Source organism: Pseudundibacterium arcticum, assembly GCF_042646465.1.
GTDB lineage: Bacteria > Pseudomonadota > Gammaproteobacteria > Burkholderiales > Burkholderiaceae_D > Undibacterium_A > Undibacterium_A arcticum.
In genome coordinates, this window is sequence record NZ_JBHRTP010000024.1 from 26862 (window position 1) to 51790 (window position 24929).

Genomic DNA, 24929 nt, shown 5'->3' on the forward strand with positions numbered 1-24929 from the left:
AGGCGGGTTCAATAAAAAAACGATCTGACGACCGCCGTCCTCAGATCGTTTTTGCCAACCGGATCCCGCTGAACTGCCAGCGCGCGCTGGCGGGGAAGAAATTGCGGTAGGACGGTCGCGCATGCCCCTCCGGCGTGGCGCAGGACGAGCCGCGCAGCACGTACTGATTGATCATGAACTTGCCGTTGTACTCGCCGATCGTGTCACCGGATACGGTAAAACCAGGGTACGCCGCATAGCTGCTGCTGGTCCACTGCCACGCGCTGCCGAATAGTTGAATGAGTTGTGCACCTCCGGGTTGGTCACCTCCGTCGTGCGCACCTGCCGATTGCGCCGCCCGCTCCCACTCGGCTTCCGTCGGCAGCCGGGCACCGACCCAGCGCGCATAGGCCTCGGCCTCAAACAAGGACAGGTGGTGCGCGGGCCGCTGCAAGGCCAGCGGCTGCAAACCGTGCAGCGTGAATTCCTGCCAGTCCGGTCCGCTGCGGCGCCAGTACAACGGCTGCTGCAATTGCTGCGCACACACCCAATCCCAGCCGTCGGACAGCCATAGCGCAGGATTCTGATATCCGCCGGCTTCGACAAAGGCCAAAAACTCGCCATTCGTTACCAAGCGCGACGCCAGTGCGAACCCTTCGACGAACTGACGGTGGCGTGGCAGCTCGTTATCGAAGCAAAAGCCGCTGCCGTCGTGACCGATTTCCACCAGACCGGCGTCGAAGCGACACCAGTTGAGCGGCGGTGAGTCGCCAGTCTCAGCCGCATCGTCTATGCCCGCCTTGCTATTGGGGGTCTGATCGGCGTACGCCGGCTGCAGGGGGTTCAGCGACAGCATGTGCTTGACGTCGGTCAGCATCAGCTCCTGGTGCTGCTGCTCGTGCTGCAGGCCGAGTTCGACCAGCGCGGCCATCCCAGCGCTGATGGCGGCGGTCGGGGCAGCATCGGCGCCAGTCGGGTCGAAGTCAGCGCTGCCCAACCACGCCAGCATCCGTTGATCGACGTCGCGCCGGTAGGCCCTGACCTCGGCCAACGAGGGCCGCGTCAGCATGCCGCGTTGCGCGCGCGGATGCTTTTCGCCGACCCCGTTGTAGTAAGAGTTGAACAGCACCCGAAACGCCGGATGATGCGGCCGGAAAGCTGGCTCGACGCGTTCCAGCACAAAGGTCTCGAAAAACCAGGTGGTGTGCGCCAAATGCCATTTGACCGGGCTGGCGTCGGGCATCGACTGGATGCAACAGTCCTCGTCGGACAGCGGCCCGGACAGCGCCATGGTTTGCTGGCGCACCGCCTGATAGCGCCGCTGCAGCGGCGATTGCGACCCTTGGGAGGCCATGCGCGGCTGCAACTGACGCACTGCGCTGGTATTTATCGGTATTGGCATCGTCGCCTCCTGTCAGACCACGCGCGCGTGGATCACTGCAAACCAGTGGCGCGAATCGGTCCAGACCCGCGCGTCGCCGAAACCCGCCTGCTCCAGCAACGCGACAAAGTCCTGCTGTGTGTATTTATAACTGTTTTCGGTATGGATGCGCTCGCCTTGGGCAAACTGGCGCCGCTGCTCGCCCCAGCTGACGGTGAGTGCGCGGCGCGCTTCGAGATGCATCTCGATCCGGCCGTGCGCCGCATTGAAGCCGGCACGATGGCGCCAGTCGCGCACATCAAAATCGGTACCGAGCAACTGGTTCAGGTGGCGCAGCAGATTCAGGTTAAAGGCGGCGGTCACGCCGAGCGCATCGTCGTAGGCCGCGTCCAGGATCTGCTGCTCCTTCAGCAGATCGACACCGATCAGCACACCGCCATCGCTGCTGCTATTGCAGGCGGCACGCAGCCGGCGCAGGAAAGCGAGCGCTTGTGGCGGCGTGAAATTGCCGATCGACGAGCCGGGATAAAAAAACAGCCGCTTTTGATGTCGCACCGCATCCGGCAAGTCCAGCGCGCTGGAAAAATCCAGGCCGACGCCGGTCATCTCGATATGCGGAAACCGTTGCTGCAATTGCTCCAGCGCTTCCCGCAAAAAGTCGGCCGAGATATCGATCGGCACGTACTGCACCGGATGCAAGGTCGAAAACAGCCGCGCCGCCTTGGCGCAATTGCCAGCCCCGAGATCGATCAGGGTCGCACCGACGCCGATCGATTGCGCGATGTCCGGCAGATGCGCGTCGAAAATAGCCGCCTCGGTGCGCGTCGGGTAGTACTCGGGCAGCTCGCAGATGGCCTCGAACAATTTGGAGCCGAGCGCGTCATACAGATATTTGGCCGAGGTATGCGCCTGCGGCGCCATCAAACCGGCTGACAGTTCGGCCCGAATGGCGGCGCCATTGGCGCGTTGGTGCTGGATAAATTCCGCCGGCGCGGCGGCGAGCTTGGCTATTGGTGGCATCGGCATCGGTCAAATTTGAAGAATGCTGCAGAAGCACTTGGTTTTTGGCTATTATGGGCGGTTAAATCGCAACGCCCACTACCTGTATCAAGGCACGGTTAATTTCCTGATCATTTAGCATCGGCACATTGTTAGTCAAAAAACAAATTCAATCCTGACAGAAAGATAACATCATGTTACGTTTTCCTGCTTATTCGTCCCTAAAACCGCTCAAATCGCTCGTTTCGATCGCCCTCACCGTTGGCGCCCTGCTGGGGGCCGCGCACAGCCAGGCGCAGCAGGTATTGCGCGTGTCGGCCATTCCGGACGAAGCGCCGACCGAATTGCAGCGCAAATTCAAGCCGCTGGGCGACTATCTGGAGCAAAAACTCGGCATGAAAGTCGAATTCGTTCCCGTCACCGACTACGCCGCCTCGGTCGAGGGCTTGATCAACAAGAAACTCGAGATGGTCTGGTTCGGCGGCTTCACCTTCGTGCAGGCCAAGGTGCGCAGCAATAACCAGGTGGTGCCGCTGGTGCAGCGCGCCGAAGACGAAAAATTCCGATCGGTGTTCATCACCACCGACAAGAACATCAATAAATTGGAAGACCTGAAAGGCAAAACCTTCACTTTCGGCTCGGAATCGTCGACCTCCGGCCACCTGATGCCGCGCTCCTTCCTGCTGGCAGCCAAGGTCAATCCTGATACCGATATGAAACGCATCGCATTCTCCGGTGCGCATGACGCGACCGTGGCGGCAGTGGCCGGCGGCAAGGTCGATGCCGGCGCGCTGAACATCTCGGTGTGGGAAAAACTGGTGAACGAGAAGAAAGTCGACCCGACCCAGGTCCGCGTGTTCTACACAACACCCGGTTACTACGACTACAACTGGACCGTGCGCGCCGACATGAATCCGGTGATCCGCCAGAAACTGACCGACGCCTTCCTCGCGCTGGACAAGAACACACCGCAAGGCAAGGAAATCCTGGAGCTGCAGCGCGCCAGCAAATTCATCCCGACCAAGGCGGAGAACTACACCGCGATCGAAGCGGCTGCGCGCAATGCCGGCCTGTTGAAGTAAGGGCACGAAGCGCCATATGCAGCGCACATCAAGTCGCCTGTGCGCGCAGCGCAATGGGCGACCTGATTCAGAATAACGATAACTGTTCAGCCCGCTATGGTGCACCGTGTTAGTTGCAGACAGCAGACCGTTCGCCCTGAGTAGCCCGAAGGGCGTATCGAAGGGTCTGCGGATTCAAGGTACCTTCGCTACGCAGGGCGAACGGACAATTCAGGGCGAACAGCCCTTTGTGCGCCACCCATGCACGCCGTCACTGCGGTCTGAACAGATACGAATCATACGAACAAATGTGAATATACGGCAACTTTTTGAAGTCCCCCTCGCCCTAAGATTCGCCTTGAATTTGACTGCACCAACCTGTATTCTTACCAAACAAATAACGATCATCAAGGAGTAAGAATGCATGCCGCCACCCTCACCGAAAAATTTCAAATAGGTATCCCCAAAGCATTTCGCGATGACCTTGGACTCAAGGCTGGCCAGCAATTCGTGTTTGTTGCCAAAGGCGACGCGATCATCATGATTCCGCGCCGCGACATTAGCGCGGTCCGTGGCATGTTCAAGGGCGCCAACACCGACAATGTGCGCGACCGTACGCAAGAGCCTGGCTGATGCATGTCGTAGATACCTGTGGCTGGATTGAATGGTTGACCGATGGCGTTCTGGCGGAAGATTTTGCCCCGTTTCTGAGCGACAGTGCCAATCTGATCGTGCCGACACTGGTGCAGTTTGAGCTCTACAAGTGGTGCCTGCGCGAAAAGGATGAAGCAGCTGCGCTCGATGTTATCGGCATCACGGAGGTTTGTATTGTGTCACCGCTCGATACCCGGATAGCATTGTCTGCTGCCGATTTATCCACACGCTACAAGCTGGCGATGGCAGATGCTGTGGTGTATGCCAGCGCTCTTGCTGCTGGCGGGGAACTCCTGACGTCGGACGCACATTTTGCCGGATTGCCCAACGTCCAATACTGGCAAAAGAAGGCCTCCTTGTGATGATCATCCGCTTTGCGCGTCGGCGGTTCGATTGGTATCGATCCCCGACATACTCAATCGAACAGCGCGCTTTAGTCCAGCGACAAAAACGAAAGTGTTCTTACAGCGTGTTCCTGGTGAGCCACGAACATTAATACATCAGGTAGTATTTTTTTATCGGCGCATAATCATTGCGCATAAATGAGTATTTTTAATGATACTCCCAATAAATGACCGCATTCTGCATTAAGAATTTATCGGTACGCCATCAGACTAATGCCGCCGGCGCAGCACTGGCCTTGCGCGAGATCGACTTGTCGATCGCAGGCGGCGAACAGCTTGCGTTGATCGGCCCGTCCGGCGCCGGCAAGACCACCTTGCTGCACACATTGGCCTGTGCGCACCGGCCCGAGCATGGGGAAATCAGCGTGTTTGGTCAGTCGCCGTGGGCGCTCAACAACCATCAGCGCCATGCGCTGCGCGGGCGTCTGTTCCTGGCGCCGCAAACGCCACCGCTGCCGCCACGCCAGCGCGTAGTATCGGCGGTGCTGGCCGGCCGCCTGCCGCAATGGAGCGTGTGGCAAGCGCTTGCATCGCTGCTCAGACCAGCCGATCCGCAGGCCGCGTTTGACGCGCTGGCGCGATTTAATCTGCAGGACAAGCTATATGCACGGGTCGACCGGCTGTCCGGTGGCGAGCGCCAGCGCTGTGCCATGGCGCGGCTGCTGGTGTCGAATGCCGAAGCATTTCTGGTCGATGAACCGCTGTCGGCGCTGGATCCAACATTGGCGCAGCAAACGCTGACTACCCTGCAGCAGGAAGCTGCCGCGCGCGGCGCGACGCTGGTCTGCAGTCTGCATCAGGTCGAACTGGCGCGCACCCACTTTGCCCGCATCGTCGGCCTGCGCGACGGCCGTATCGTGTTCGACGCACGGCGCGAAGAAGTCACAGACGCGATGATCGCGGCGCTGTATGCGAATTCGCACGACGCCATGATTGAGGCAACTGATAGCACTGATATCGAGGCCGCATTTGCGGCACCGATGGCGCCGGATATTGTGCCGGATATAGTGCCGATTATTGTGCCGCACTGCTTCTAGCATCCAGAACAATTCCGTGCTGACGCCGATGCGATTACTGCGAACCGACCAGCAACACCCCGATCCCGCCTGGCATGGCCGGATCATGGGACTGATGCTCGGCATCGCCCTGCTGTGGCCGATGCTGGTCGCCAGCGAGTTCAAACCGTGGCAGCTATTTGACGCGCAAAGTCTGCGCGCGACCGGCCGCTTCCTGGCAGCTTTTGTGCCGCCGGCGCATTCGGCCGAATTCCTGCAACTGGTGCTGGCGGCGAGCTGGCAAACCGTGGCGATCGCGACCGCCGGACTGACGCTGGCGCTGCTGGGCGCGATTCCGCTGACGCTGGTGGTCACCGAATCGCTGTCGATCTCGCGCCTCGGCACCGGCCGCATGAAGCTCGGCGCAGTCGTGATCCGGCAAGCTGTGCGCTGGCTGCTGGTGCTGCTACGCAGCGTGCCGGAACTGGTGTGGGCGCTGCTGCTGGTGCGCATCGTCGGTCTCGGCCCGACCGCCGGCGTGTTGGCGATTGCCCTGACTTATTGCGGCATGTTGGGCAAGGTGTATGCCGAAATCCTCGAATCGTCCGACCATCACGCGACCGACGCGTTGCTGGCCAATGGCAGCGGGCGCCTGGCCGCGCTGTTCTATGGCGCGCTGCCACAAGCGGCGACCGAACTGATTTCGTACACGGTCTATCGCTGGGAGTGCGCGATCCGCGGTTCGGTCGTGATGGGCTTCGTCGGTGCCGGCGGACTCGGACAACGGATGGATGAATCCTTGAAAATGCTGGCCGGCGGCGAAGTGTCGACCATGCTGCTGGTATTCGTTTTGCTGGTGACCGGCGCCGATGTGGTGAGTAAGCTCTTGCGTCGGCGGTTGGGGTAATCATGGAACTGAAACGCCCTCCCCGGCTGGCCGCGCCGCCCGCGCCCGCCGTCCGACACTCCACCATCGTGCTGGTTGCCGGCTTGCTGGCACTGGTGATTGCCAGTTTTGCCTCACTATCCCTGCAATGGCGCGAATTGTTCACCGCCGATGCGGCGCAAAAAACTGCCGAGTTCCTGCGCGGTTTCGCGCCGCCCGAGATCGCGCCGGCGTTCTTGCTGAAAACCGCGGTCGCGACTGCCGAGACGCTATCCATGTCGGCGCTCGGGACCGTGATCGCTGCCGTGCTCGGCCTGATGCTGGCCCTGCCCGCCGGCGGCCGTTTCGGCCGCGTGCCGCGCGCGCTGACCCGCATGCTGCTCAACCTGTTGCGCGCGATTCCGGAACTGGTATGGGCCTCGATCCTGTTGATCGCCGCCGGCCTTGGTCCGTTCGCCGGCACGCTGGCACTGGCCGCGCATACCACCGGCGTACTCGGGCGCTTGTTCGCCGATGCGCTGGAAAACGTGCCGCCGGCCGCGGAAGCGACGCTGCGCATCAATGGCGTGCCACCGATGGCGGCGTTCTTTTATTCGGCATTGCCGCAGACCGCGCCGCAGATGATGTCGTACACGCTGTATCGCTGGGAAAACAATATCCGCGCCGCCGCCATCCTCGGCGTGGTCGGCGCCGGCGGACTTGGTCAGATGCTGAAATTCCACCTGTCCCTGTTCCAGATGCAGGGGGCCGCGACGGTGATCATCGCGATGCTGCTGCTGGTCGCGATGGTCGACGCGGTCAGTTTTGCGTTGCGCCGCATGATGACAAAATGACCAGAACAGACACCATGACCGATGGCAAGCAAGCCTGATGCTGGAATTGCGCCACATCACCAAGTCGTATGCGAACCGACGACGTGTCCTGACCGACCTGGCCTACACGCTGGCAGCCGGCGAATATGTCGCGATCATGGGCGAGTCCGGGGTCGGAAAATCGACCCTGCTCAATTTGATTGCCGGACTGGACACGCCCGACAGCGGCGAGATCCTGATCGACGGCGTATCGATGTCGGCGCTGGCCGATGACGCGGCGACGCGCTTGCGCCGTCTGAAGATGGGCTTCGTATTTCAGGCGTTTCATGTGCTACCCCATCTGACCTTGCAGCAAAACGTCGCGCTACCCTTGCTGCTGAACGGCCATACGATGCAACGCGCAGACGAGATGCTGGCTGCGGTCGGTCTGGCCGGGCGCGGCGGCGATTTTCCGCGCCAGCTGTCCGGCGGCGAAATGCAGCGCGTCGCGATCGCCCGCGCACTGGTGCATAAACCAGCGCTGGTGCTGGCGGACGAACCCACCGGCAACCTCGATCCCGACACCGCCCACAACGTACTGATGCTGCTGCGCGACGAGGTCAAGTCGAACGGCGCGTCGGCAATCCTGGTGACCCATTCGCATGCGGCGGCAGCGACCGCAGACCGCATCCTGGAGTTGCGGATGGATGGCCTGCACCCGGTCTGACATGACAACGCCGCCTCAAATTCCGCTGCTGTCGTCATTACCACTACTGTCGCGCTGGCTGCTGCTCGGCGAATGGCGCGCCCATCCGGCGCGTGCGCTGGTCGCGATCGGCGCGATTGCGCTGGGTGTTGCGCTGGGGTTCGCGATCCACCTGATCAATGCGGCCGCCTTCAATGAATTTTCTGCCGCCGCCAGGAGTTTGTCCGGTCAGTCCGACCTGCAGATCCGCGCGGCGGAACCGTTCTTCGACGAGAAGGTTTATCCGCAACTGGCGCAGCATGACGGGGTGGCCCTGGCCAGTCCGATACTGGAGCTGGATGCGACGCTACCGGACGCCGCCAGTCCGCTGAAAATCCTCGGCCTCGACGTGTTTCGCGCGGCCGCCATCGCGCCCGACTTCATCGGCATCCCGGCGGAGAACAAGCCATTCGACACCTTGGCCGACGACGCGATCTTCCTGTCGCCAGCCGCGATGAGCTGGCTCGGACTGAAACAGGGCGACCCGATAAAATTGCGCTCCGGCACCCAGACCATCGTGCTGCGCGTGGCCGGTGGGCTGCTGCGTGCCCGCGCCGGGCAGCGCATCGCGGTGATGGACATCGGCGCCATGCAGTGGCGTTTTCAGCGTCTTGGACAACTGTCGCGAATCGAACTGAAACTGCGCGATGGCGTCAATCGCGACGCCTTCAAGGCCACACTGGCGCAAGAATTTTCCGGTCAATTAATGGTCACGCAGACCACAGATCAGGAGGCCCGCACCGCCAATATGTCGCGCGCCTACCGCGTCAATCTGAATGTACTGGCGCTGGTCGCCTTGTTCACCGGCGCATTTCTGGTGTTCTCGACCCAAGCGCTGTCGGTGATCCGGCGCCGCAGCCAGTTCGCGCTGCTGCGCGTGCTCGGCCTGACGCGCACGCAGCTGCTGCGCCAGGTATTGCTGGAAGGTGCGGCGCTGGGCATGATCGGCTCGTTGTGCGGCATCGCACTGGGGTATGCGCTGGCTGCCGCGGCCCTGCATTTTTTCGGCAGCGATCTGGGCGGCGGCTACTTTCCCGGCGTGCAACCGATGCTGCCGTTCTCGCCGATCGCCGCGACGCTGTTCTTTCTGCTCGGCTGCGGCGTTGCCTTGCTCGGCTGCGCCGCACCGGCATGGGAAGCGGCTAGAGCCCAGCCGGCACCTGCACTGAAATCCGGTGGCGAAGAAAGCGCCCTGTCGACGCTGTCCAATCCGTGGCCCGCCATCGTCTGCCTGTTGCTGGGCGCCGCGTTCACCCGCTTGCCACCGCTGTGGAATTTGCCGGTGTTCGGTTATCTGGCGGTGGCGCTGCTGCTGGTTGGCGGCATCGCATTCATGCCCAGACTGGCGGCCATCGTATTCGGCTACGGCGGCCGAGTGACAACGAAATCGACCAAATCGACGGTCGCGACCCTGGTGCTGGCGCGACTGGCCAATGCGCCGAGTCAGGCCTCGATCGCGCTGGGCGGCGTGCTGTCGAGTTTTTCGCTGATGGTGGCGATGGCGATCATGGTGGCCAGCTTTCGGATCTCGGTCGACGACTGGCTGTTGCATCTGTTGTCGGCCGATATGTATGCGCGCTCGGCGATCGCGGGCAACACCGGCGGCTTGACGCCGCAGCAGCAACGCGCGATCGCGCTCGTGCCCGGCATCGCGCGTGCCGATTTTTTGCGGGTGACGCAATTGACGCTGGATCCGCAGCGCCCCAATGTCGCGCTGCTGGCGCGCACCATCGATGCCGCCGACCCCGGCAAGACCTTGCCGATCGTCGGCAACACGATCACGCCAGCTGACGCGATGCCGATCTGGGCATCGGAGGCCATGGTCGACCTGTATGGCTACCGGCCAGGCCAACGCGTCAGCGTGCCGCTCGGCGGCCGGCCACACGACTTCATCGTCGCCGGGATCTGGCGCGACTATGCGCGGCAATCGGGGGCGGTGCAGATGCGGCTGACCGATTACCGGGCACTGACCGGCGATCTGCTGGTCAACGACGTTGCGCTGTGGCTGCAGCCAGGGTCGACAACGGCGCAGGCACGCACCAATGTGAAACAACTCCCGTTCGGCGCAGCGCTGGAATTCTCGGAGCCGGGCGAGATCCGCGCAGTCAGCCTGAAGATTTTCGACCGCAGCTTTGCCGTCACCTATCTATTGGAAGTGGTCGCGATCGTGATTGGCCTGTTCGGCGTGGCGGCGACGTTTTCGGCGCAAACTCTGGCGCGTGCGAAGGAATTTGGCATGCTGCGGCACATCGGCGTCACGCGCGGGCAGATTCTGGCGGTGCTGGCGGCCGAGGGTGGCCTGCTGACGGCGATCGGCATCGCGGTCGGCTTCGCATTGGGCTGGCTGATCAGCCTGATCCTGATTTTCATCGTCAACCCGCAATCATTCCACTGGAGCATGCAGCTGCATATGCCGTGGGGTCTGCTGGCGGCCGTAGCGGCGGCCTTGCTGGGGTCAGCCATCCTGACCGCGCTGGTGGCGGGGCGGCAGGCCTTGTCGGGCAGTGCGATCCGGGCGGTGAGGGAGGATTGGTGATGACCTGTTTCAAATTTTTCCTTTCAATGCTCCATCGTTGCAATCGACGCAGGCGCCTTCGCTCGCCCGTTAAACGACGCCGGATCCCAGCGTTCGCTGGGGCGACTGCATTTCTGTTCAGTCTGATGGCAATTGACACGGTCGCAGCACCGCCGCCATTCACCGCGGTCAGGCCCGGACACACGCTCAGCTTCCCGACCGACTTCGGCGCCCATCCCGACTTCCGCACCGAATGGTGGTACGCCACCGGCTGGCTGGAGACGCCGGACAAGCAGCCGATCGGATTCCAGATCACCTTCTTCCGCTCGGCCACCGAGCACGATCCGGCCAATCCGAGCCGGTTCGCGCCGAAACAGCTGATCATCGCGCACGCGGCACTGTCCGATCCAGCCGTCGGCAAACTGTTGCACGATCAAAAGAGCGCGCGCCAGGGTTTCGGCCTCGCGTATGCCCAACAAGGCGACACCGACGTCAAACTCGACGACTGGCGCATCGTGCGCGCTGCCGATGGACGCTATCGGGTGAGCGTCGCCGCACCCGAGTTCAGCCTGAGCCTGACGCTGACGCCATCGCAAGCGCCGATGCTGCAGGGCGACGCCGGCGTTTCACGCAAGGGGCCGCAAGCGCAGCAAGCCAGCTATTACTACAGCCAGCCGCAATTGCAGGTGACCGGCAGCATTGCCCGGGACGGCAAACAGGTAGCCGTCGGCGGCACCGCCTGGCTCGATCATGAATGGTCGAGCAGTGTGCTCGACGCGAAGGCCAGCGGCTGGGACTGGGTCGGCGCCAACCTCGATGATGGCGGTGCATTGATGGCATTCCAGATCAGAAGTGCCGCAGGTGATAAACTCTGGGCCCATGCGGCGCTGCGCGATGGGTCCGGCACGGTCACGCAATTTGCGCCGGAGCAGGTGCGCTTCACGCCGCAGCGGCACTGGCGCTCGTCCCGCACCGGCGCTGCATATCCGGTCGCGACGCAGATTCAGACCGGAAGTATTTTGTGGCGCCTGACACCATTGCAGGATGACCAGGAACTAGACTCGCGCCGCTCGACCGGCACGGTGTACTGGGAAGGCGCCGTCACGCTGACGCGCGATGGCAAGGCCGCCGGCCGCGGTTACCTTGAAATGACCGGATACGTAAAACCAATCAAACTATGACTACCAGCATCGATAACAACATGAGCGACGCAGCAAGCAGCAGCAAGACTCCGCAAAAATCCAGCATTGCCACGCTCAAGGGCCTGTTGCCGTTTCTGGCGCCCTACCGGCGCCAGTTCATCATCGCCGCCATCGCACTGGTGATCGCCGCCGGTTCGACGCTGGCGATCCCATATGCGTTCAAGCAGATGATCGATCTGGGCTTTGGCGGCGCCAGCACGGCGGGATCGAAAAGCATCCAGCACGTCGACCTGTACTTCATCGCGCTGTTCGGCGTCGCGTCGGTACTGGCGCTGGCGACCGCGGCGCGCTTTTATACCGTGTCGTGGCTGGGCGAGCGTGTCACCGCCGACATCCGCAGCGCGGTCTACCAGCATGTGGTGACGCAGAGCCCGCAATTTTTCGAGACTACCCAGAGCGGCGAAGTATTGTCGCGCCTGACCACCGATACCACCCTGATCCAGGCCGTGGTCGGCACCAGTATTTCGCTGGCACTGCGCAATACGCTGCTGTTTCTGGGCGGACTGGTGATGCTGTTCGTCACCAGCGTCAAGCTGTCGTCGATCATCATCGTGATGCTGGCCGCCGTCGTGCTGCCGATCGTGATGTTCGGCCGTCGCGTGCGCAAGCTGTCGCGCGACTCGCAGGACCGGATCGCCGATGCGTCGGCGATGGCCGGCGAGATCCTGAACGCGATGCCGACGGTGCAGGCGTTCACCCACGAAAAAATCGAGTCGGACCGCTTCAGCAGCTCGGTCGAAGGCGCGTTCCAGACCGCGATGCGGCGCATCCGGGCGCGCTCGCTGCTGACCGCGATGGCGATCCTGCTGGTGTTCGGCGCGATCGTGTTCGTGCTGTGGCTGGGTGCGCATGCGGTAATCCAGGGCACGATGACCGGCGGCGAACTCGGCCAATTCATTTTGTACGCATCGATCGTGGCCGGCTCGATTGGCGCATTGTCCGAAGTCATGGGTGAAGCGCAACGCGCCGCCGGCGCCACCGAAAGACTGCTGGAGCTGATGTCGGTCCGTTCGCCGATCCAGTCGCCAGCCCAGCCGCTGGCGCTGGCGCCGCGTACCGCCAACGGTGCCGCGCTGGCATTGCAGGACCTGATCTTTCACTATCCATCACGGCCCGATAGCCCATCGCTGTCGCACATGTCGCTCGATATCGCTCCCGGCGAAACGGTCGCGGTGGTGGGACCATCCGGCGCCGGCAAGACTACCCTGTTCCAGCTGTTACTGCGTTTTTATGATCCGCAGCAGGGTCGCATCACGCTCGACGGCGTCGACATCCGGCAGCTCGATTTGCACACGCTGCGTGACGCGATCGGGATCGTGCCGCAAGACACCGTGATCTTTTCCGCCAACGCGATGGAAAACATCCGCTACGGTCGCATCGATGCAACCGATAACGAAGTGATCGCCGCCGCCAAAATGGCCGCCGCGCATGAGTTCATCGAACGGCTGCCGGAAGGTTACCAGTCATTCCTCGGCGAACGCGGCGTGCGTCTGTCCGGCGGCCAGCGCCAGCGCATCGCCATCGCCCGCGCGCTGCTGAAAAACCCGCCGCTGCTGCTGCTGGATGAAGCCACCAGCGCGCTCGACGCCGAATCGGAACGGCTGGTGCAAAGTGCGCTGGAAGCGGCGATGGTCGGTCGCACCACGCTGATCATCGCGCACCGGCTGGCGACGGTGCAGCGCGCTGACCGCATCATCGTGATGGACAACGGGCATATCGTCGAGACCGGCACGCATACCTCGCTGGTGGCGCTGGGCGGCATTTATGCCAATCTGGCAGCGCTGCAATTTCATGCGCCAAGTTAAATATACTGCCGCATGTATATTTTATTTCGCATGAAAGACATGGGGAATGCGGCTTTTTTGGCTCATACTCCCCGATTTTTGCACGCAGAGGACTAAACTTGCGCTCTGCGATGCTGCGAGATTCGACAGTGCATGTCATCCCGGCGCCGGCGCGCTCCGCGCCGCCTGTTCGACAAAAAGGATGAACCTAACGGCGATTGGCTTGCTTAGTCAGCACTCTGCGTGACGCTGCGAGCTGGCTGATTTCCAGCTCCATCGCCTTGATCTGCGCCAGCCTGGTTCGACAATCTCCGGCAACGCTGGGGCACAGCGCCGCGTCGGCAATCCCGAGTTGGCGCTGCTGTTTGCGAAAGCGCGGCAGATAGTGCTGGGCCGCCGCCTCGGCACCGGGCAGCGACAGCCGCGCCGAATTATTCGCGCCGACCCAACCAAAATAATTAATCCCGAGACGGCGATAACTGGCATTCGCACTGCGTGCGCCGACCGCGTTGTCAAGCGCATCAATGCAGGACACATACTCGTCGGCATCTTCATGCATGAACTCGTAACAGCGCTGTTGCGCGGAAGCCGCAGCGGCGCCGATCAGCGACATTTTCGTGCGCTCCGGCAGCGTCGCGGCGTGCGCGCTAAAACCACCAGCGAGGATGGGAAAGGACAGCATCAACAGGCGTTGCGCGAGGGAAATAGGCTTCATCAAGGTTCGGTTTTTGAACAAAAGGGAATATAGCTTGCGTTGCAACATAGCTTATCAGCATGTCATGCCAGCGTAACAAAATGTCCACAATATGCATGTTTTGTTGTCACACCTGCATGTTTTGGAGAATTGAATGTTGAAGCGAAAATATCTATTGAGTGGCACTGCAGCGGCTCTGGTCGGACTCGGTATTGCCGCTTGCGGCAGCGATCAGGCCAGCAGCAGCGAGCAGTCGGCCGTAACGGTCGCGACGCAACCTGTCACGGTATCCTTGATCGGCTTGAATGACTTCCATGGCAATATTCAGCCGCCGTCCGGCAGCGTCATGGTGACGGACCCGGCGAATCCGGCGGGCACCAAGGTATCGGCCGGGGGCGCCGCCTACTTGGCAACGCTGATCAAGAACCTGAAAGCGCAAAACCCGAACAATACGCTGGTGGTCGGTGCCGGCGACATGGTGGGTGGGTCGCCGGTGGTTTCCGGCTTGTTCCATGACGAGCCGACGGTGGATGCCTTGAGCCAGATGGGCCTGGATATCTCGTCGGTGGGTAACCACGAGTTTGACAAGGGCCGCGATGAAATTCTGCGCCTGCAGAATGGCGGCTGTTATCCGAAGTCGGCGGACGGCACCACCGGCGTGATCGGGATCGACACCTGCATGAACAATGGCACGTTCCGCGGCGCCAAGTTCCAGTATCTGGCGGCCAACGTGATTGATCAGAAGACCGGCAAAACCCTGTTCCCGGCCACTGCGGTGCGCACCGTCGGCGGCGTGAAAGTCGGTTTCATCGGCCTGACGCTGAAGGATACGCCGTCCGTCGTCACCCCGGCCGGCGTGGCCGGACTGCAGTTCACCGATGAAGTCGAGACCGTCAACCAACTGGTGCCAGCGCTGAAAGCCGAGGGTGTGGCGGCGATCGTGGTCCTGATCCACCAAGGCGGTGCGACCACCGCCAGCAACATCAACGACAAAACCTGTCCCGGCTTTAGCGGTGACATCGTCGCCATCGCCGACAAGCTGGACCCCGCCATCGATGTCGTGATCAGTGGCCACACCCATCAGGAATACGTGTGCACCCGTCCGGATGGCAAGCTGGTCACGCAGACCGGCTTTTACGGTCGACTCGCGAGCAAAATCGACCTCACCATCGACCCGATCAGCAAAAAAGTGACGAAGAAGCTTGCCAACAACATCGTGGCGGTCAACGATGTCGGCGTGAAAGATGCGAAGGGCCAGCTGATTGTGCTGCCGGCCGGATATACCGCACTGGCGAAAGACCCGGTGCTCGATGCGCTGATGCAGAAATATGTGAACCTGACCGCACCGATCACCAGCATCGTGGTCGGCAACATCAGCGCTTTCCTGGATCGCAAGGCGAATCCGGCCGGCGAGTCGACGCTGGGCGACGTGGTGGCGGATGCCTACCTGCAGGGCTCCTCGGATGCGTCGTACGGTGCCAATCCGGCGCAAATTGCGTTCACCAACCCGGGCGGCATCCGCAGCGATCTGGCCACCAGCCTGCAGATCACCTTCGGTCAGCTGTATGCCGTGATGCCATTCGGCAACAACCTGGTCACGACGGACCTGACCGGCAACCAGTTGCTGCGCTTGTTGGAACAGCAGTGGGAAAGCCCACAGCCGGCCGGTGGTCGCGTGTTGCCGCTCTCCAGCGGCCTGACTTATATCTGGGATGCCAGCAAGCCGGAAGGTGCTGCGCCGGGCACCGGTAACCGCGTCGCCCCGGGTTCCCTGAAATTGAATGGCGTGCCGATCGACCCAGCCAAGAGCTATCGCGTGACCGTCAACAATTTCATGGCCTCCGGTGGTGACAACTTCACGGTTCTCGTCACGGGCAGCAACGTGCAGCAGGGCGGCATCGATCTGGACGTCATGAAGACCTACTTCAAGGCGAAGGGCACGATCGATCCACCCGTACGGAATCGCATCACCCGCCTGAATTGATCTGATCCATATACACCAAACCGGTCTCGATGACGGCGCCCGCCCCCAGTGCAATGGTCTGAAAGGGCTTGGTCAAGGCTGGCGGGGTCGGTACCCGGTTCCGGCTTTGGCGTGATGCGGATGGTGTGACCGTAATGGCGCTGTGCGGAATCGATCAAGGCGATGGTGGCGCGCGACTGGAAGATGTCGACTGTCGGAATTTTCAACATGCCGAATTGAAAACGCCGTCGTCTTACTGCGTCTGCTTTGCTACAGCGACCCCGGTCGCTTCCTCGCTCGCCAGTTGGTAATTATTTCGCCCCAGATTCTTGGCCTGATACATCACCGCATCGGCGTTGCGCAGCAGCTCCTCGGCCTGCTCGCCATGTTGTGGATAGATGCTGATGCCGATGCTGCACGATACGATGAAGTCGTGCTGTTCGACCACGAATGGCTGCTGGAACGCGGCGATAATTTTTTCGGCGACCACGACGGCGTCGGCGGCTGCGTGCACGTCTTCGATCATGATGGTGAACTCGTCGCCGCCGAGCCGTGAGATCGTATCCTCCTGCCGTACGCATTCGTGCAAGCGGGCAGCGGCAATCTTCAGTACCTGATCGCCGACAAAATGTCCGAGGCTGTCGTTGATCTCCTTGAACCGGTCCAGGTCCATGAACAGCACGGCCAGTTGTTCGCAATTGCGCTGCGCCTTGTCGACCGCGTGGGTCAGGCGATCGAGAAACAACAGCCGGTTCGGCAACTTGGTCAGCTGGTCGTGGTGCGCCAGATAATCGAGATAGAGTTGCTTGTCCTGCAGCTCGGCAACTTGCGCGTTCAACTTCGACGACATCGATAAAAAATTACGCGCCAGCAGGCCGATTTCATCGGTACGCTGCACCGGCAGGTCGCTGATCGGCTTACCGGCCGAAAACTGACTGACCGCCCGCGCCATCTGGTTCAACGGTCGCGCCAGTACCCGCGACAGTAACAACGCAATCACGATCGTCAGCAGGATGAACAGCAGGGTGATCTTGATGATGCTGAAACCCAGTGCCCGGCTCTCGCTGAGCACGTTTTTCAGCGGCGCGACCAATCCGATGATCACAAACCGCTGGTCGCCCTGCGCGCCGTAAGGGACCCGCACAAACGCAGCGGCAGACGCCTGCTCGGCGCCGTCCTTGTCGTCGGTATTGAGGACCACGTTGTCCTGCTTGCCGTCCAGGATGCGTTTTGTTTCCTTGATATCGTCCTGGATCAGGACTCGCCGGCCGAGGTCGAAGCCGAAAGTTTTGGACGTGTCGGGATGGATCAGATAGTCACCATCCCCATTGGTCAGCAGCACCTTGATGTCTTCCGTGATGTCGGACCGCATCTGGTCGAACATGCCGTTCAGATCGACATTGATGACGACAATGCCGAAAGTCTTGCCGTCGCTCGACTTGACCGGCGTCGCGATCCGGATGGTCGGTTTGTCGAAGCCGTGGTGCGCGCCAAGCTCGCGGTTCAAGTTGATTTTCGACGTATAGATCGCACCGGCCGGCAGCCGCATCGACTCGAACACATAGTCGAAATGCCCTTTCTCCTGCAGGCTGCTGCCGCTGACCGCGCTGAGCCCGGTTTCGTCGCGGTCAACCCGCACCAGTTCGCGGCCGGAATTTTTGGCGCCGATCAGCCGGATCTGGAAATATTCCGGATGCGCCGTCAACAGGCTCGACACAATCCCGGCCAGCTGTTTTTTCGACTCCGCGGTGCGCGCCGCATCCGCATCGCCGTTGGCGATCTGTTGCACCTGTGGTAAGGCCGCGACGAATCGGACGTCGGCGTCAATATCGTCCAGCGTAAACGTGAAATGATGCGCCAGTACCTGAGTCGCGGTCAGCAGCTTGTCCTGCGACGCCTTGATCAATAACTGGCGACTGTTGTAATAGGCGTAGTAGCCGGTCACCGCGGTGGAAAATATCCCCAGCAATGCCAGCCAGAATCCCAGCTTAAGACCGATGCCTAGCTTCATCTTGGTTAGAATTTCTCGAAATCGTCACCTGAAATAATTCTGCTCCACAAGGCTTCGCGCTTCGCGTAATTTTCCAGCGGTTCCAGCCAGATTATCTTGTCCTTGCTGTTATCTTGAAATGGCGTGATGGTATTGGCCAGACCGTGACGTTTGGTCAAGGTATCGCTGACGGTTTTCTCTAGCATGAAATCGATCCAGCTCTCGGCCAGTGTCTTGTTTTTCGCGCCCGGCGTGATGACCCAGCAATCGAGCCAACTCAACGCTCCTTCGCGCGGAATCACATAGCCGACATCGGCGCCGGCCGCGCGCAATGCCTGTACCTGCTGCATGCCGTAATTGCCAAAGATCAGCACGATGTCGTGCTCCAGATACAGCTTGACCACCTCTTCCGGCGTCGTATAAAAGGTCAGCACATTGCGCCGCAATTTGATCAGCTGACTGACCGCCATCTTGAATTCACCGGGGTTCAACGCGAACGGATTCTTTACGCCCATCGCCAGTCCGGCGATCGAGAAATTGTGGTTGCTGGCGTTATAGGCCAGCACCCGCCCTCGATAATCCGGATCCCACATTTCCGAGATCGATTGCGGGATTTTTTTGACTTTCTTGCGGTTGTAGATCAGCCCCATGTCCGAATATGTGTACGGAACGGCATAGATCTGGCCGTTGCGGACCAAGCCCGGGATGGCCTTGTAGTCCTGGAAGCGCGGCAATTGCCGCGCATGATTTTTGACGTGGTCGAGATTGATCGGAACGGTCAGCCCCTGATCGATATAGCGCTGCAATTCGGCGGTATTGACCGCGAATACATCGAAATTCTTGCCGCTATTGTTGTGGATCCGGTTCCACAAGCCGTCGTCGGAGTCGATGTAACTGACCTCGACGCGGATGTTATGCCGCCGTTCAAATTCCACCACCACGTCGGGGTCGGCATAACCGGGCCATGCCAGAATCCGCAAGACTTCCATGGCCGTCACCGTCTGCGCCAACCCGAGACCGAGCAGTAGCAACAGGATGCGAAGCTGCCTTAATCGTGCGATGACGGCGACAAAAGGGGGCATGGCACGCGAATCAGAAAGTGTGACTGCAACTGACGACTATGCCGCGCTTGGCTTGCCGCCGGTGTGGCAGCGAAACCAAGGCAGATCAGGCGCCCCGATTATTTGAAACACTATCCAACTGATACAGCAAAGCGCCAAATAGCGCATTTTCGACGTTTTCAAGCGATTCTAGACGATTTTAGTGACTGTCAATTGACATTTTGCCAGCTGTCAATTGGCTGCAATGCGGTGCGCGGCGCCGACCTGTGGCGTGCCAGTGACTGGCGCTAGATCCGGCACCATACGGCCCGCATGCAGCATTCGACGTTAATCTGCGGCTGTTGCCGGCGCGCCACGATTTTCAAGGTGGCCAGGGTCATGCAGACTGAGACTGCCGTACTGCAAGGCATATTGCCGTGTGAACTCGGCACCGAAGAAGAATATCAGCGCCGAGTAATAGACCCACAGCAGCAGCGCGACCAACGAGCCGGCCGCGCCAAAACTGTTGACGACGCCGCTATTGCCGATATACACACCGATGCCGTATTTACCCAGACTGAATAGGATCGCCGTGCCGAACGCGCCGATCGCGACATCCCGCCAACGCAGATGGATTTGCGGCAACATCTTGTAAATGACGCCGAACATGCAGGCAATCACAATAAAGCCGATCAACCACGACAATACCGACAGCAACAGGGAAACATCGGCATCGGCCCAGAAACCGCCCCAGAAGCGCCCTAGGATTGCCAACGCCGCGCTAACCACCAGCGACACCAGCAGCAGGAACGCCAGCACGAGGACCAGGCCAAACGACAGCAGCCGCGTGCGGATCATGCTCCACCAGCCGCTCTTTTCCTGCCCGGCGAGTTCCCACATATCGTCCAGACTGGCCTTCAGTTCCGCAAACACACTGGTGGCGCCGATCAGCAGCAGCACCGTTGCGATGATGGTCGCAAAGCGCCCTTCTTCCGGATTGTGCGCTCCGGCCAGCACCAATTGTATTGCCGCCGCACCCTGCCCACCGATTAGCCCCTGCAACTGGGCAAACAGCTCGCCTTGCGCCGCTTGCCGGCCGTAAAAGAAACCGGCGATTGCGATCACCAGCACCAGGATTGGCGCCATTGAAAACAGCGTGTAAAACGCCAGCGCCGCGCCTTTGCTGGCGGCGCGATGCTTGATCCATTCCTCGACTGCGCAAACGAAGACGATACGCATGCGGCGCATAAATCTCGGGACGGCTACGGGTACACGATTCATGGCGTCCTTGTGAAATACCAGGAGTCTGTCGAACTTACGGAATCGAAGTGAAAAATGTGCTGAACGTGATCGGATATGGCACACAGGCACGCTGCTGAACTGGTTTTCATTATGCCGGTGGGAATCCGGCGCAACTTGCGGCGTGATAACAACTTTTCACGCGGTGGCACCTGCGCGTCGCCAAAAACGGCTGGCGCCGCCGCTTGGCCGGTGTCAGCACCGCCATCAGAAATATACACCTTCCAGTATATTTTTATCCCGTAATGATCACATGGCGATTAACGCATGTTTACCAACATACTCCCTTCAATTCTCGAAAAATACGACTAGGATCGGGAAACCAGAGTTGCCTCTCGACCCAGCTGCGCGGGAGCGAAGCTGGGCCGCGGTCGCGCCAATACGGGCATCCGATGCGTTACAATCGCGAATACATTTTTTAGACCAATCATGCGCCAATATCTCGACCTGATGCGCCATGTACAACAGCATGGCAGCGAAAAAACCGACCGCACCGGCACCGGCACCCGTTCGGTGTTCGGCTACCAGATGCGTTTCGATTTGCAGCAGGGGTTTCCGCTGGTAACGACCAAGAAACTACATCTGAAATCGATCATCCATGAGCTGATCTGGTTCCTGAACGGCTCCACCAATATCCAGTATCTGAAGGAAAACGGCGTCTCGATCTGGGACGACTGGGCCGATGCCGACGGCAATCTGGGCCCGATTTACGGTTATCAATGGCGCAACTGGCCGGCGCCGAATGGCGAGCACATCGATCAGATCGCGCAGGTGATGCAGCAGATCAAGCACAACCCGGATTCGCGCCGGATGATCGTGTCGGCGTGGAACGTCGGCGATATTCCCCGGATGAAACTGCCGCCTTGCCACGCGCTGTTCCAGTTCTACGTGGCCGACGGCAAGCTGTCGTGCCAGCTGTATCAGCGCAGCGCCGACATCTTTCTGGGCGTGCCGTTCAATATTGCGTCGTACGCGCTGCTGACGCACATGATGGCGGAACAGGCGGGGCTGGAGGTCGGCGATTTCATCTGGACCGGCGGTGATTGCCATCTGTATTCCAACCATATGGAGCAGGTTGACGAGCAGCTGTCGCGCGTGCCGCATGCGCTGCCGCAGTTGCTGATCAAGCGCAAGCCGGCATCGATCTTCGATTACAAGTTCGAGGATTTCGAGATCACCGGCTACGAATCGCATCCGCATATCAAGGCGCCGGTCGCGGTCTGAACGGCCGGCCTTCGATCAAGCCACACGCAATACGACACCAGGATTAACATGAGCCATCTCAGCATCATCGTCGCCACCGACGCCGCTAACGGCATCGGCGTCCACAATACGCTGCCGTGGCGGCTGCCGGAGGATCTGGCGTTTTTCAAGCGCACCACCACCGGCCACCCGATCATCATGGGCCGCAACACCTTTGATTCGATCGGTCGAGCGCTGCCGAACCGACGCAATATTGTCATTACGCGCAATCCGCAATGGCGCCACGATGGAATCGAAAGCGCAAGCTCACTCGCAGCGGCGGTCCAACTGGCCGGCGATGGTCCTGCCTTCATCATCGGCGGGGCGCAAATCTATGCCGAAGCGCTGCCGCACGCAACGCGTCTGCTCGTCACCGAAATCAACAAGCGTTTCGATTGCGACGCGTTTTTCCCGGCGATTGATCCGCAGCACTGGAAAGAAGTCGCGCGCGAACTCCATCATTCAGCCGAGAATGATTTCGATTTCGCGTTCGTGACTTACCAGCGAATTTAAGGTCAGGCGTTGGCTGCAGTCTCGGACCAACCCAGACCAAGCCAGACCAACCCAGATCACCCCATTCCCCAAACCATAACAACGCACCGGAGCACATATGTCAGCTGAAGGTTTTCACGTACACGGCCCGCACGATCACGAGCTGGAACACGCCGCACAAGGCACCCATGGCGGCGACGGATTTTCCGGCAAGATCGCGGTGATGACGGCGATCCTGGCCACGGTCGGCGCGCTGTTCGGTTACCAGGGCGGCGCCACGCAGAATGACGCGGCGATGTCCAAGAACGAAGCTGCGATCAAGAAGACGGAAGCCGCGAACCAGTGGAATTATTACCAGGCCAAATCCAACAAGCAGAATCTGGCTGAACTGGCCGTCACCCTGCCCGGCGTCGACCCGGAAAAATACAGGGCGGACGTGGCGCGCTACAAGACCGAGAAGGACCAGATCAAGCAAAAAGCGGACGAACTGGAAGCCGAATCGAAGGACTGGGACAAAAAATCTGAAGAGTCGATGCACCAGCACCATCGCTGGGCGCTGGCGATGACCGCCGAGCAGATCGCCATTTCGCTAGCCGCTATCACGCTGCTGACCCGCAAAAAGTGGCTGCAATACGCCGCCTACGGTGTCGCCACCGTTGGTCTGGTGCTGGGCGTGCTGGCCTGGCTGCATTTCTAACCTGGCCCGGTCAATCACATCATGGCAACCAGATCGACCCGCGCCAGCGCCGCCGTCGAACGGCTGAAGGCCCGCAGCGGCAATCGCCAATACTCGATGGTGCGCAGTGGCGACGAGCTGTTTTGTCTGGTGCAGACGTCGGGCACGGAAGCACCAATCAAGCTGAGCGGGCCGCTGGCGCTGGATGACTTCGTCAAGTTTGTCGATGCCTTTGGTCCACAGAAACCGAAACGGGTCAGCAAGCTCGATCTCGCGTTCGAGAAGCAACTCGGCAAAAAGAGCGGCGAGTAACGCTGCAAATCGACTGTCGGTCAAAAATAACGGGAGAGGCCATCCCATGACATCACCGCGATTCTTCACGCGTAAGCCGCACCCGGTTTCGCGCTGGGCGTTGTCATTAGTACTCGACTTTAATCGATCAGTGGCCGGTTGAGTTCGGTGCGCCAGGTGGCTGGGTCGGGGTTCGACTCCGGGCCCGCCACGTAGCATTCCCAGAGATCCGGGGCCGCTTGGTGTCCCTCGGCGGTGAGCCATTCGATGAATTCGCCCCATGCGGGGCCGAGCCCCTCGTACGACCCATGGTAGACCGTCCGTGCCACCGTCACGGCTGGCAACTGACTCGCATGCACGCGGCCGATGGCGGAGACTGGTGCGATGACAGGTACGCCGACCTCGAAATCGAAGGTGTCAGGGTCCATCCTCAGGTGGTGAGAGAAAACTGGGCCGGCAGGCGCGATGCCCTGAGCAGCGACGGCGGCCATCACCTCAGCGATGGCCGGACCCATGACATTCCGGATCTCCGTGCGTGGAATGGTCACTCGGATGACGGCGGCAAGTTGAACCTCGGTCTTTACGATTTGCGGTTTGTCGAGCATGACAATCTCCTTACCATTCGCCTAACTGGTTATAAATCGCAAAAATCTCAAAAAGACAATTTAGCATGGAAGGTTGCGATCTAACCATGCCGGTCGTTTGCGCGAGATATTGATAGTGATCAATGGCGTTACGGGACGGATGGCGCGGCCTGAAAAACGCATCGATGCCGGCTGTCAGGCCGTGCGTGTCCTGTCATTCACCTACGAACCAGTCGATTCAACGCACCACCAGGTAATTCACCGGCACCCACGCATAGCCTTTGCCGTCGGACCGGATGTGTCCGATCCCGGGGAACGACAAGTGCGCCCCTGCCACCAGATAACCGTTTTTGGCCGCATCGGCATACGCCTTCTTGCGCGCGATCGCCGCGCGCTTGCTGTCTGAATCGAACTGGATGGTCACGCCCGGATTATCGAACTGCACCGCGGCGACGTGCATCAGGTCGCCCCACAACGCCAGCTTCTGGCCCTTGCTTTCGACCATGTAAATGCTGTGGCCGGCGGTGTGGCCGCGGGCCGCAACTGCCTTGATGCCGGGCACCAGTTCGGTATCGCCGTCGAAGGACTTGAATTTGCCGGCCTTGACGTAGGGGTTGAGCGAGGCCATCGCGCCCTGGAAGAAGCCCTTCATGTCGGCCGGCGCCTTGTCCAGATTCTCCTGGCTCAGCCAGTAATCGGCGTCGTGCTGGTCGGCCCGCACGATGGCGTTCGGGAAGCTGCGCTGATCGCCTGTCATCAGCCCGCCAACGTGGTCGCCGTGCATGTGGGTGATGTAGACCTCGTCGACCTGCTCGGGTGTGTAACCTGCGGCAGTCAGGCTGGCGGTCAGCCTGCCGAGGGTCGGGCCGAACAGGCCGGCGGCGCCGGCGTCGACCAGGATCAGTTTGTCGCCGGTATTGATCAGGTAGCCATTGACCGAGGTTTCTACCGGGCTCTTCAGATAATACTTGCCGAGCGCCTTGTCGACTTTGGCGGGCGTGGTGTTGGTCAGTATTTTATCGACCGGCAGGCTGACGGTGCCGTCCGACAGCGCGGTCACTTCGAAATCGCCCAGCATCATGCGGTAGTAGCCGGGCGCGGCGGTCTTGACGATCGGTGCGGCGGCGCTGGCGGTGACCGGGGCCAACAGGCCGATGCTGCAGCCGGCGATCAGGATGGTAATGGCGCTAAGGCGCAGCAGAGCTGGGGCATTCATGAACTTGTCTCCTTGGGTGATGGAACAGCGGATGGCGCCATTTGCC

Annotated in this window: 23 protein-coding genes; 15 read left to right on the forward strand and 8 right to left on the reverse strand. The window is 60.6% G+C overall.

The window, feature by feature from the left end:
• Window positions 1-40: 40 nt before the first annotated feature.
• Together egtB and egtD are read right to left on the reverse strand one after the other, a co-directional pair.
• Window positions 41-1333 carry an ergothioneine biosynthesis protein EgtB gene (gene egtB, locus ACFOFO_RS08760; protein WP_390328185.1) on the reverse strand — a complete coding sequence of 431 codons (1293 nt, stop codon included), beginning with the start codon at window positions 1331-1333 and terminating at the stop codon, window positions 41-43.
• Window positions 1334-1393: 60 nt separating this feature from the next.
• Complete coding sequence (egtD, locus tag ACFOFO_RS08765) at window positions 1394-2386, reverse strand: L-histidine N(alpha)-methyltransferase (RefSeq protein WP_390325762.1); 993 nt, start codon at window positions 2384-2386, stop codon at window positions 1394-1396.
• A gap of 167 nt (window positions 2387-2553) precedes the next feature.
• On the opposite strand from egtD, the gene ACFOFO_RS08770 reads away from it, so the two are divergent.
• The 10 genes from ACFOFO_RS08770 (at window position 2554) to ACFOFO_RS08815 (ending at window position 13417) form a co-directional block, all read left to right on the forward strand.
• The gene (locus tag ACFOFO_RS08770; RefSeq protein WP_390325763.1) at window positions 2554-3441 is read left to right on the forward strand and encodes a putative selenate ABC transporter substrate-binding protein; all 888 of its coding nucleotides are present in this window, start codon (window positions 2554-2556) and stop codon (window positions 3439-3441) included.
• Between the two features lie 399 nt (window positions 3442-3840).
• Entirely contained in the window at window positions 3841-4053 is a 213-nt protein-coding gene (locus tag ACFOFO_RS08775; protein ID WP_390325764.1) for an AbrB/MazE/SpoVT family DNA-binding domain-containing protein, read from the forward strand.
• Complete coding sequence (locus ACFOFO_RS08780) at window positions 4053-4436, forward strand: type II toxin-antitoxin system VapC family toxin (protein WP_390331386.1); 384 nt, start codon at window positions 4053-4055, stop codon at window positions 4434-4436. The genes ACFOFO_RS08775 and ACFOFO_RS08780 overlap by 1 nt, the downstream gene beginning before the upstream one ends.
• A 209-nt stretch (window positions 4437-4645) precedes the next feature.
• Window positions 4646-5515 carry a phosphonate ABC transporter ATP-binding protein gene (locus tag ACFOFO_RS08785; RefSeq protein ID WP_390325768.1) on the forward strand — a complete coding sequence of 290 codons (870 nt, stop codon included), beginning with the start codon at window positions 4646-4648 and terminating at the stop codon, window positions 5513-5515.
• A gap of 28 nt (window positions 5516-5543) precedes the next feature.
• Window positions 5544-6380 (forward strand): PhnE/PtxC family ABC transporter permease, encoded by an 837-nt coding sequence (locus ACFOFO_RS08790; RefSeq protein WP_390325771.1) that lies wholly within the window; start codon window positions 5544-5546, stop codon window positions 6378-6380.
• A 2-nt stretch (window positions 6381-6382) separates the two neighbouring features.
• Complete coding sequence (phnE, locus tag ACFOFO_RS08795) at window positions 6383-7192, forward strand: phosphonate ABC transporter, permease protein PhnE (protein ID WP_390325773.1); 810 nt, start codon at window positions 6383-6385, stop codon at window positions 7190-7192.
• A gap of 37 nt (window positions 7193-7229) precedes the next feature.
• Entirely contained in the window at window positions 7230-7877 is a 648-nt protein-coding gene (locus ACFOFO_RS08800; RefSeq protein ID WP_390325775.1) for an ABC transporter ATP-binding protein, read from the forward strand.
• Between the two features lies 1 nt (window position 7878).
• Window positions 7879-10431: an FtsX-like permease family protein gene (locus tag ACFOFO_RS08805; RefSeq protein WP_390325777.1), complete on the forward strand. Its 2553-nt coding sequence runs from the start codon at window positions 7879-7881 to the stop codon at window positions 10429-10431.
• 125 nt (window positions 10432-10556) lie between these two features.
• The gene (locus ACFOFO_RS08810; RefSeq protein WP_390325780.1) at window positions 10557-11591 is read left to right on the forward strand and encodes a lipocalin-like domain-containing protein; all 1035 of its coding nucleotides are present in this window, start codon (window positions 10557-10559) and stop codon (window positions 11589-11591) included.
• Entirely contained in the window at window positions 11588-13417 is a 1830-nt protein-coding gene (locus tag ACFOFO_RS08815; protein ID WP_390325782.1) for an ABC transporter transmembrane domain-containing protein, read from the forward strand. Before ACFOFO_RS08810 ends, ACFOFO_RS08815 begins: the two co-directional genes overlap by 4 nt.
• Before the next feature lie 187 nt (window positions 13418-13604).
• On the opposite strand, the gene ACFOFO_RS08820 is transcribed toward ACFOFO_RS08815, so the two are convergent.
• On the reverse strand, window positions 13605-14111 hold the full coding sequence (locus ACFOFO_RS08820; RefSeq protein WP_390325784.1) for a hypothetical protein: 507 nt from the start codon (window positions 14109-14111) through the stop codon (window positions 13605-13607).
• Between the two features lie 133 nt (window positions 14112-14244).
• On the opposite strand from ACFOFO_RS08820, the gene ACFOFO_RS08825 reads away from it, so the two are divergent.
• Window positions 14245-16074, forward strand: coding sequence for a bifunctional metallophosphatase/5'-nucleotidase (locus ACFOFO_RS08825; protein ID WP_390325786.1), 1830 nt, complete (start codon window positions 14245-14247; stop codon window positions 16072-16074).
• 232 nt (window positions 16075-16306) lie between these two features.
• Here ACFOFO_RS08825 and ACFOFO_RS08830 read toward each other — a convergent pair whose 3' ends face one another.
• From ACFOFO_RS08830 to ACFOFO_RS08840, 3 genes are all read right to left on the reverse strand, one after another.
• On the reverse strand, window positions 16307-18064 hold the full coding sequence (locus tag ACFOFO_RS08830) for a diguanylate cyclase domain-containing protein (protein WP_390331387.1): 1758 nt from the start codon (window positions 18062-18064) through the stop codon (window positions 16307-16309).
• Between the two features lie 5 nt (window positions 18065-18069).
• A complete protein-coding gene (locus tag ACFOFO_RS08835) occupies window positions 18070-19125 on the reverse strand; it encodes an extracellular solute-binding protein (RefSeq protein ID WP_390331388.1) in 1056 nt (351 codons plus the stop codon).
• 306 nt (window positions 19126-19431) lie between these two features.
• Window positions 19432-20331 carry a YihY/virulence factor BrkB family protein gene (locus ACFOFO_RS08840; RefSeq protein ID WP_390331389.1) on the reverse strand — a complete coding sequence of 300 codons (900 nt, stop codon included), beginning with the start codon at window positions 20329-20331 and terminating at the stop codon, window positions 19432-19434.
• 480 nt (window positions 20332-20811) lie between these two features.
• Here ACFOFO_RS08840 and ACFOFO_RS08845 point away from each other — a divergent pair, with 480 nt between their 5' ends.
• From ACFOFO_RS08845 to ACFOFO_RS08860, 4 genes are all read left to right on the forward strand, one after another.
• Complete coding sequence (locus tag ACFOFO_RS08845) at window positions 20812-21606, forward strand: thymidylate synthase (RefSeq protein WP_390325802.1); 795 nt, start codon at window positions 20812-20814, stop codon at window positions 21604-21606.
• Window positions 21607-21654: 48 nt separating this feature from the next.
• The gene (locus ACFOFO_RS08850) at window positions 21655-22137 is read left to right on the forward strand and encodes a dihydrofolate reductase (RefSeq protein WP_390331390.1); all 483 of its coding nucleotides are present in this window, start codon (window positions 21655-21657) and stop codon (window positions 22135-22137) included.
• A gap of 97 nt (window positions 22138-22234) precedes the next feature.
• On the forward strand, window positions 22235-22813 hold the full coding sequence (locus ACFOFO_RS08855) for a DUF4337 domain-containing protein (RefSeq protein ID WP_390331391.1): 579 nt from the start codon (window positions 22235-22237) through the stop codon (window positions 22811-22813).
• A gap of 21 nt (window positions 22814-22834) precedes the next feature.
• Window positions 22835-23104, forward strand: a complete 270-nt coding sequence (locus ACFOFO_RS08860; protein ID WP_390325807.1) for a hypothetical protein — start codon at window positions 22835-22837, stop codon at window positions 23102-23104.
• Between the two features lie 119 nt (window positions 23105-23223).
• Here the strand turns inward: ACFOFO_RS08860 and ACFOFO_RS08865 are convergent, their stop codons facing one another.
• Both ACFOFO_RS08865 and ACFOFO_RS08870 read right to left on the reverse strand, forming a co-directional pair.
• Window positions 23224-23688, reverse strand: coding sequence for a GyrI-like domain-containing protein (locus tag ACFOFO_RS08865; protein WP_390325809.1), 465 nt, complete (start codon window positions 23686-23688; stop codon window positions 23224-23226).
• 217 nt (window positions 23689-23905) lie between these two features.
• Window positions 23906-24883, reverse strand: coding sequence for an MBL fold metallo-hydrolase (locus tag ACFOFO_RS08870; RefSeq protein WP_390325812.1), 978 nt, complete (start codon window positions 24881-24883; stop codon window positions 23906-23908).
• Window positions 24884-24929: the final 46 nt, after the last annotated feature.

Bases quoted from the DNA above. Each gene is read 5' to 3' on its own strand.
- ACFOFO_RS08820 (WP_390325784.1), bottom strand. From the start codon at position 14,111: ATGAAGCCTATTTCCCTCGCGCAACGCCTGTTGATGCTGTCCTTTCCC.
- ACFOFO_RS08825 (WP_390325786.1), top strand. From the start codon at position 14,245: ATGTTGAAGCGAAAATATCTATTGAGTGGCACTGCAGCGGCTCTGGTC.
- ACFOFO_RS08800 (WP_390325775.1), top strand. From the start codon at position 7,230: ATGCTGGAATTGCGCCACATCACCAAGTCGTATGCGAACCGACGACGT.
- ACFOFO_RS08865 (WP_390325809.1), bottom strand. From the start codon at position 23,688: ATGCTCGACAAACCGCAAATCGTAAAGACCGAGGTTCAACTTGCCGCC.
- ACFOFO_RS08850 (WP_390331390.1), top strand. From the start codon at position 21,655: ATGAGCCATCTCAGCATCATCGTCGCCACCGACGCCGCTAACGGCATC.
- ACFOFO_RS08790 (WP_390325771.1), top strand. From the start codon at position 5,544: ATGCGATTACTGCGAACCGACCAGCAACACCCCGATCCCGCCTGGCAT.
- ACFOFO_RS08810 (WP_390325780.1), top strand. From the start codon at position 10,557: ATGGCAATTGACACGGTCGCAGCACCGCCGCCATTCACCGCGGTCAGG.
- egtD (WP_390325762.1), bottom strand. From the start codon at position 2,386: ATGCCGATGCCACCAATAGCCAAGCTCGCCGCCGCGCCGGCGGAATTT.
- ACFOFO_RS08845 (WP_390325802.1), top strand. From the start codon at position 20,812: ATGCGCCAATATCTCGACCTGATGCGCCATGTACAACAGCATGGCAGC.
- ACFOFO_RS08870 (WP_390325812.1), bottom strand. From the start codon at position 24,883: ATGAATGCCCCAGCTCTGCTGCGCCTTAGCGCCATTACCATCCTGATC.
- ACFOFO_RS08815 (WP_390325782.1), top strand. From the start codon at position 11,588: ATGACTACCAGCATCGATAACAACATGAGCGACGCAGCAAGCAGCAGC.
- ACFOFO_RS08775 (WP_390325764.1), top strand. From the start codon at position 3,841: ATGCATGCCGCCACCCTCACCGAAAAATTTCAAATAGGTATCCCCAAA.
- ACFOFO_RS08805 (WP_390325777.1), top strand. From the start codon at position 7,879: ATGACAACGCCGCCTCAAATTCCGCTGCTGTCGTCATTACCACTACTG.
- ACFOFO_RS08835 (WP_390331388.1), bottom strand. From the start codon at position 19,125: ATGCCCCCTTTTGTCGCCGTCATCGCACGATTAAGGCAGCTTCGCATC.
- ACFOFO_RS08780 (WP_390331386.1), top strand. From the start codon at position 4,053: ATGCATGTCGTAGATACCTGTGGCTGGATTGAATGGTTGACCGATGGC.
- ACFOFO_RS08785 (WP_390325768.1), top strand. From the start codon at position 4,646: ATGACCGCATTCTGCATTAAGAATTTATCGGTACGCCATCAGACTAAT.
- phnE (WP_390325773.1), top strand. From the start codon at position 6,383: ATGGAACTGAAACGCCCTCCCCGGCTGGCCGCGCCGCCCGCGCCCGCC.
- egtB (WP_390328185.1), bottom strand. From the start codon at position 1,333: ATGGCCTCCCAAGGGTCGCAATCGCCGCTGCAGCGGCGCTATCAGGCG.
- ACFOFO_RS08860 (WP_390325807.1), top strand. From the start codon at position 22,835: ATGGCAACCAGATCGACCCGCGCCAGCGCCGCCGTCGAACGGCTGAAG.
- ACFOFO_RS08855 (WP_390331391.1), top strand. From the start codon at position 22,235: ATGTCAGCTGAAGGTTTTCACGTACACGGCCCGCACGATCACGAGCTG.
- ACFOFO_RS08840 (WP_390331389.1), bottom strand. From the start codon at position 20,331: ATGCGCCGCATGCGTATCGTCTTCGTTTGCGCAGTCGAGGAATGGATC.
- ACFOFO_RS08770 (WP_390325763.1), top strand. From the start codon at position 2,554: ATGTTACGTTTTCCTGCTTATTCGTCCCTAAAACCGCTCAAATCGCTC.
- ACFOFO_RS08830 (WP_390331387.1), bottom strand. From the start codon at position 18,064: ATGAAGCTAGGCATCGGTCTTAAGCTGGGATTCTGGCTGGCATTGCTG.